Below are 7,276 nucleotides of genomic sequence, written 5' to 3'. Positions count from 1 at the left end.
ATGTACGTCCTCTCGAGCGAAGGGCTGTATGTAAATCAGGCATACGCTACAGCAGTCGTGTTGCTGGTCACTGTAATGATAATAAACTGGCTGTCAAATTTTTTGGCAAAAAAGATTACGAAAGGATAGGGGGATATATGGGGAAGATAACCATAAACAATCTAAACCTGTACTATGGAGATTTTCATGCGCTGAAGGACATCAACCTAGACATAGAAGCCAACAAGATCACCGCCCTCATCGGACCTTCGGGCTGCGGCAAGTCGACTCTCCTCAAATGCCTGAACCGCATGAACGACTTGGTAGAGAATTGCAAAATAACAGGCAAAATACTGCTTGATGGAGAGGACATATACAACATCGATGTAAGCCTGCTGCGCAAAAGAGTGGGCATGGTCTTTCAAAAGCCCAATCCTTTTCCTATGAGCGTGTACGACAATATCGCCTTTGGCCCGCGCACACACGGAATCCGTTCCAAGGTGAAGCTGGACGACATCGTCGAAAAATCCCTGCGGGCGGCCGCCATATGGGACGAATTAAAGGACAGGCTCAAAAAAAGTGCTTTGGAGTTGTCGGGCGGTCAGCAGCAGCGGCTGTGCATTGCAAGGGCTTTAGCGGTACAGCCCGAGGTGTTATTAATGGATGAACCAACGTCGGCACTGGACCCAATTTCCACATCAAAGATAGAGGACCTTGTGCTGGAGCTCAGAAAAAACTATACTATAATTATTGTCACCCACAATATGCAGCAGGCAGCACGCATCTCGGACAAAACGGTCTTCATGCTAAACGGCGAGGTAATAGAATACAACGATACCGAAAAGCTGTTCTTCATGCCGCAGGATAAGCGCACGGAGGACTATATAACCGGGAGGTTCGGATAATGAGAAGAAAATTCGATGAGCAGCTGGAACTGCTCAACCAGGAATTAATAGAGATGGGGGCCCTATGCGAAACCGCAATCGCAAACGCTGCTAAAGCGCTGATAAACCACGATAACTCTTTGGCTCAGGAAGTTATTCGCATCGATGCAGAAATTGATCAGAAGGAGAAAGACATCGAGAGCTTGTGCTTTAAGCTCCTGCTCCATCAGCACCCTGTAGCCAGGGATTTAAGGCAAATCTCCTCTGCCCTCAAGATGATAACCGACATGGAGCGCATAGGAGACCAGGCAGCTGATATATCCGAAATAATCCTACTTGGGAATCTGCACTCCGTGGACAACGCCGTGCATATAGACGAAATGGCCAGAGCAACCATTAAAATGGTAACCGACAGCATCGATGCCTACGTGAGACGGGACCTGGATCTGGCGCGAGCGGTCATAGATTACGATGACGTGGTGGATGACCTGTTTAATCAGGTAAAAAAGGAAATCATAGATATTATAGGCAAGGACAAGCAAAACGGAGAATATGCTGTCGACCTCCTGTTGGTTGCCAAATATTTTGAGAGAATAGGCGACCATGCCACCAACATAGCAGAATGGGTGGAATACTCCATAACGGGGATCCATAAAGGTGGAGAAAGGATATGATCTTTTTCGTTGAAGACGACGATAACATAAGGGAACTGGTGGTATACACGCTACGGGCAGTGGGATTTGAAGCCCAGGGCTTTGAAAACGGCAAAGCGTTTTTTAGAGCGCTGTCAGCGCAAAAGCCCGAACTCGTGCTCTTGGACATCATGCTGCCCGACCAAGACGGGCTACAGATTCTAAAAAGGCTGAAATCCGACCCTGCCACCAGAGAAATCCCAGTCATAATGATTACAGCCAAAAGCACCGAATACGACAAGGTGATTAGCTTGGACAGCGGAGCTGATGATTACATCACAAAGCCGTTTGGCATGATGGAGCTGGTCTCGCGCATCAAGGCGGTACTACGCCGCGCTTCACCCAGAGGTAGCACATCCATGCAGACCTTAGAGGTGGGCCCTATAACCCTGGACCCCCATAAATATGAAGTGACCGTCAACGGCAACAAATTAGAACTAACCCATAAGGAATTCGAACTGTTACGCTATCTTATGGAAAATGAAGGCATCGTCTTGAATCGAAATAAAATCCTTGAGGCGGTTTGGGGTTATGACTTCGACGGCGAAACCCGCACCGTCGACGTTCATATCCGCTCGCTCAGGCAAAAGCTAGGAGAATGGGGCAAATTGATAGAAACGGTGCGGGGAGTGGGATATCGAATCGGAGGCCAAAGATGAAGCGGAGAATATTCTTAAGCATGTGTTTGCTTGCTATATTAACCGTTTTGCTCTCAAGCATGCTGACCTTCGTCGTCATGTATCGGCAAATTTTCGATATCATGCAGCGTGAAATAGAAAAAGAGGCGTCTTACATTGCGGCCAGCCTTGAAACCACTGAAGACCCACGCCTTTTTTTGCACAGCGTATCAACCAAGGCACATCGCATAACGCTTATAGCAGACGATGGCACCGTGCTGTTTGACAGCATTGAAAAAGCTGAAAATATGGAAAACCATAAAGGCAGACCAGAAGTATCAGCCGCCTTAAAGAGTGGAATCGGAAAGTCAGTGCGCCTGTCCAGGACTCTGGGCAAGCAAACCTTCTATTGCGCCGTCCTTCTGAAAAACGGCATGGTGCTGCGGGTAGCAAACGTGATGGACAGCGTTTACAGCGCCATATTGAGTTTTGTGCCCTATATATTGTGCATCATTGCCGTCACTTTTGCACTTGCCCTACTTATAGCCAATCGGGAGACAAAAAAAATAGTTGAGCCCATAAATGCGCTGAATCTACAAAATCCCATGTCCAATGATGTCTATGATGAATTATCTCCTCTGCTTATCCGCATAGCACAGCAGAACAAGCAGATAGAAAACCAGATGCACACCTTAAAGGAAAAGCACGAAGAGTTTAACGCTATCACCGAAAACATGAGCGAAGGATTGATATTGCTCAACGAAAAAGCCGATATCCTGTCCGTCAACAAAAGCGCCATACGCATATTTGGAGGCCACGACAGCAGCAATTATCTCCACAGAAACATCCTCACTTTAAGTCGCAATTTGACTTTACGGGCTGCAGTAAAAAAAGCTCTCGAAGGCGACCACTGCGAGGAAATACTCGAAATGGGCGATCGTCACTACCAGCTTACCACCAACCCTGTGTGGGTCAACGGACGAGTAAAGGGAGCCGTTGTCTTGATTCTTGACATAACCGAAAAACGTGCAGCAGAACAGATACGCCGTGAGTTTTCGGCCAACGTATCTCACGAACTTAAAACGCCACTTACATCGATATTGGGATATGCCGAAATCATCAAAAACGGTATGGTAAAGATCGAAGATATCCCCGGCTTTGCTGAGCGCATTTACAACGAAGCCAACCACCTCATTGCCCTTATAGACGACATCATCAGGCTCTCACGCCTTGACGAAGATAACATTGACATCCCACGCAAACGCGTAAACCTGCTCGAACTGTCGAAAAGGGTATGTGCCAGGTTAGAACCGCAGGCAAGGGAAAAAAGCGTCATCGTTTCGGTATCGGGCCAAAACGGATTTGTGTTTGGCATAGAGGAGATCCTCGAGCAGATGATATACAACCTCTGCGATAACGCCATTAAATACAACAAAGAAAACGGTAGAGTAGATGTTAACATCTCTCAAAGCGCAAAAGAAGTGGTTTTGACCGTATCTGATACGGGAATAGGCATCCCTAAAGAACATCAGAACAGGGTATTTGAGCGTTTTTACAGGGTCGACAAAAGCAGATCAAACCGAACAAGCGGCACCGGCCTGGGGCTTTCCATAGTGAAGCACGTGGCAATGCACCACAACGCCAGAATAGAGCTGGAAAGCCAACCAGGGCACGGCACGACAATACGGATAATTTTTCCTGGACCGCACAGGTGACGGACAACCCCCTATAAATCACGTTTTCATACATCCTACTATCTCGTATTAGATGATGTAAAGCATATAGCGCAAGATAAGCCAATCCCCTTAATTTTGTGCGAAGACACAAGACTAATTTAGAAGGGAACGTCCAATTAAAGCCTAATCTGTCCAATAGCATATAAAGAGGCCTTGTAACTGCCTGCAAGCGGCAATTACAAGGCCTTTCATGCAACAGGTTAAACATTTCGCACGCCAGCGTTTCACCTTTCCCACCTAGATTTGAAATACAACCACAGGGCGGCTCGCCCCACAGCACCCCTCTCGTACCCGTGCTAATATAGACGCGCCCAAACACCCGCGGATCCCCGCTAATGCTGCGGATATATCTCCAAACATCTGCTTCCCGTCATTTATCCTTTGCCACGTTTTGGCCTCATCCTTAGACCTCCAAAAACCGTATTGGCCGTAACGGAGAGAATGATAGCCGCCACTTACAGCTTGGTAGCAAAAAAGCAAAAGCGGGCAGAAGGTAGTAGGCTATTGTCCTGCTTGTCGCCCGCATAATATATGCCCCTGTGCATATAAACCCGATAGGTCCCGGCCTTGTTTCTAACGGCCATACCTGGCTACATTAGCTCAAAAAGCCTAAAATAGACTACCTCACAATGGTCATATAATATCCCTGGAGCTGCATACCCTCTCCGAAATAGAAATTCTTATTTTCAAACGTTCCGATATAATCCTCCCCCAGCATCTTATACAGGTGAGAGCGGATGCCAAACTCGGGAAGCTTTCCTATGATGTGCTCCCCATCAAATAAAAAGCCCACCTGCACCGGCGCTGCAAAGCTTCCATCGGCCGTGAAGTCTCCCCCGGAACTCACTGCCACCAATATCCCCATTTTACCGCCCAGTGCCGATTTTATATCATGGGAATCTACGGCAAAGCGTACAGGCGCTCTGAGAAGTGTAGGCATGCCGTCATAGTCGCCCGATGCCGCTCCCGTATGAGGCAACTTGTAAACATCAGCCGTCCTTTTGTCGGTGTATACATTGACAAGCCTGCCATTCTCTATCAAAGTATAACGGTCATCCTTCAATACCACGCCTTCCATATCAAAGAAAGGCTCGGCCCTGTATATTGGAGACATGTTCTGTTCAATGGTAATTTTTTCGTTAAAGAGCTTTTGCCCCAATTTGTTGCTGAAGATGGAACCGCCGGTTGCGTATATCTCGCCGTTGAGCGAACGTGACAGGAACTTTTGCAGCTCAGAAAACTCAAAGGTAAACACCGGTAAGGTGTCTCCCTCTGGGAGTGGAACCTTATGCCGATAGGCCTCAAGAAGTTGGCTGTTAAACTCCCAGAACTTATCAAGGTCAAAATCCCTGCCATAATACTCTAAATAGCCATCTATCACGTTGGCCGATTTCTTTTCCTTCAATATCAGCGTTAGGATCATATAAGCATCTTTATATTCAAGGTCTAGACCCTTGGTGTTTTTCATCTGCCAGCTTACATCCCTGGTCAGTATGATCTCATTGAAATCGAAGTCGGAATATTCGGTTCTAAGCCTCTCTAGTATCTTTTCGGCGCGTTCCAACAGCTGGTCTCCGCTCATCCTGTTTTTCCCATAATCTCGGTGGTCCTTAAGGTTGCCCGATAGTTCATAGGGGTAGGAAATGCCGGCGTTCAAGTTCTGCACGGCATTTTCAAGCAGAATTTCATCGGGAACCTCGCCTATAGCGCCCGAGATGCCTATCTTTCTATCCTTGTATACCCTGACGCCTTTTTTTACTATATCCTTCATGCGCACGGCGTTGACCCTGGTATTCTGAACCTTCACCGCTGTCTCCTTCTCATGTATGGTTATAAATTCCTTCTCCATCGATAACTACACCTCCCACCATCATATGGTCACAGTTAAATCCAAAATCCCGCAAGAAATTCATGCCCAAAAACGCTCTATCTTTCACTGCACATTTAGCTTTCGTACCCGTATATATGGGCCTCCAAACCCCACCGGCAAAGGATACTGCTCCATCTTACCACAACCGCCCCCTATAAAGCTCAGCAGCTCAAATTCTTGGCTTACCGCGTCCACTTCTGCAAGAGTCTCAAATACGCTGCCGGTTATAACCGACACCTTAACCGGGGTGGTGATTCTGCCGTTTTCAATCATATACGCTCGGGAAGGCGTCATAGTAAAGGTGGACATCCCAGAGCCATGCCTGATGGTCTCCACATAGATGCCCTTGTCTATTTCAGCGATAATATCCTTGAGGGGACGATCTCCCTTCTCAATGTATGTGGTTGTCATGCGAACTATAGGTTCAAATTGGAAATTGACCGCCCTTGCATTCCCGGTAAGAGGCTCCTCCAAAGCTGCGCTGGTGGCGGCGCTGTGCAACCTGCCCGTAAGCTTGCCGTTTTTCACGATATACGTCTTTTTACCCTTAGTCCCCTCGTCGTCATAGGGCGTATAGCCATTGCCCGGAACTAAGCCATCATCCACTATGGTAAGCAAATCCCGTCCAATGATCTTGCCAAGGGCCCACTCGGCTTTCATGGTTTCGTCCCCCACCATGAAATCCGATTCGCTCTTATGCCCGAAACTCTCATGGGTAAACACTCCTGTAGCCTCAGGGCTCAACAATACCGTATATATGCCCGGCTCTACTGGCACCGCCTCCCTTACAAAAGCAACGGCTTTTTCAATCCTCTCTTTAAAATAATCATCAAGCTCTTTAAGCTCATCGAAGCGTATGGCCGCTTTGGAAATAATATCGTGGTTTTTATTATCGCCATAAGCAAGCTCCAGGTTAAAGCGAATACCACAGGTCTGTTTGTCAAAGGTAACCGCCGTCCCCTTTGACGAATAGATCGACTTAATTGTCTTGTTGTCGACATAATAAGAAGTATGGTGTACAATTTCGGGATAATCCAGCAGCTTTAAATACCCTTCCAGCAAGGCCTGCTTCTCAGCTACTGGAATATCGGTTACCGAATCCTTCTCGTACTGAATGATCCTATCCCTATTGACTTCAAAAGCCTTAACAATTGGATGTTCCATGATATTGTTGTTGGGCGTGGCCATCCGTGCCAGAGCATCTATACACTCCTGCACGCGGCTTAAATCGGTCAAAGAACTGTAATACCACCTATTGCCATCGAAAACCCTGATAAAAGCCCCTTTGTTGCTGCGAACTTTCTGTTCTTGAAGTACATCCTTTTTAAAGCTGATTTTGGTCTCAAAGGTCTCCTCTATGCGGACATCGACATATAAGCCCTTAGGGAAACTATACATGCTTTCACCCCCTGCTTGGTTCTAATGAAATGAATACTAATAATTGTATCACATACCAGCCTTTTAAGTACATAAAAGTTTAAGTACATAAGAGTTTTGG

6 protein-coding genes and 1 pseudogene are annotated in these 7,276 nt (G+C 46.9%); 5 read left to right on the top strand and 2 right to left on the bottom strand.

Going from position 1 to position 7,276, the window contains the following annotated elements; genetic code table 11:
• The 5 genes and pseudogenes from FWJ59_RS06705 to FWJ59_RS06685 form a co-directional block, all read left to right on the top strand.
• Positions 1-129 (top strand): annotated as a pseudogene (locus FWJ59_RS06705) (phosphate ABC transporter, permease protein PstA); the annotation flags it as partial.
• Between the two features lie 8 nt (positions 130-137).
• Complete coding sequence (gene pstB, locus FWJ59_RS06700; RefSeq protein ID WP_414481195.1) at positions 138-884, top strand: phosphate ABC transporter ATP-binding protein PstB; 747 nt, start codon at positions 138-140, stop codon at positions 882-884.
• A complete protein-coding gene (gene phoU, locus FWJ59_RS06695) occupies positions 884-1,537 on the top strand; it encodes a phosphate signaling complex PhoU family protein (RefSeq protein WP_414481194.1) in 654 nt (217 codons plus the stop codon). Before pstB ends, phoU begins: the two co-directional genes overlap by 1 nt.
• Positions 1,534-2,214, top strand: a complete 681-nt coding sequence (locus FWJ59_RS06690; protein WP_414481193.1) for a response regulator transcription factor — start codon at positions 1,534-1,536, stop codon at positions 2,212-2,214. Before phoU ends, FWJ59_RS06690 begins: the two co-directional genes overlap by 4 nt.
• Complete coding sequence (locus tag FWJ59_RS06685) at positions 2,211-3,887, top strand: ATP-binding protein (RefSeq protein ID WP_414481192.1); 1,677 nt, start codon at positions 2,211-2,213, stop codon at positions 3,885-3,887. Before FWJ59_RS06690 ends, FWJ59_RS06685 begins: the two co-directional genes overlap by 4 nt.
• Positions 3,888-4,527: 640 nt before the next feature.
• Here FWJ59_RS06685 and FWJ59_RS06680 read toward each other — a convergent pair.
• Together FWJ59_RS06680 and FWJ59_RS06675 are read right to left on the bottom strand one after the other, a co-directional pair.
• Positions 4,528-5,757, bottom strand: coding sequence for a metallopeptidase TldD-related protein (locus FWJ59_RS06680; RefSeq protein ID WP_414481191.1), 1,230 nt, complete (start codon positions 5,755-5,757; stop codon positions 4,528-4,530).
• 84 nt (positions 5,758-5,841) lie between these two features.
• Positions 5,842-7,176, bottom strand: a complete 1,335-nt coding sequence (locus FWJ59_RS06675; RefSeq protein WP_414481190.1) for a TldD/PmbA family protein — start codon at positions 7,174-7,176, stop codon at positions 5,842-5,844.
• Between the last annotated feature and the right edge of the window lie 100 nt (positions 7,177-7,276).

Origin of the sequence: Caldicoprobacter sp. (genome assembly GCF_047459465.1) — a bacterium.
In the GTDB taxonomy this organism is placed as follows: domain Bacteria; phylum Bacillota; class Clostridia; order Caldicoprobacterales; family Caldicoprobacteraceae; genus Caldicoprobacter.
The sequence above is the reverse complement of the archived record's forward strand: the minus strand, read 5'-3'. Positions and strand labels throughout refer to the sequence as shown.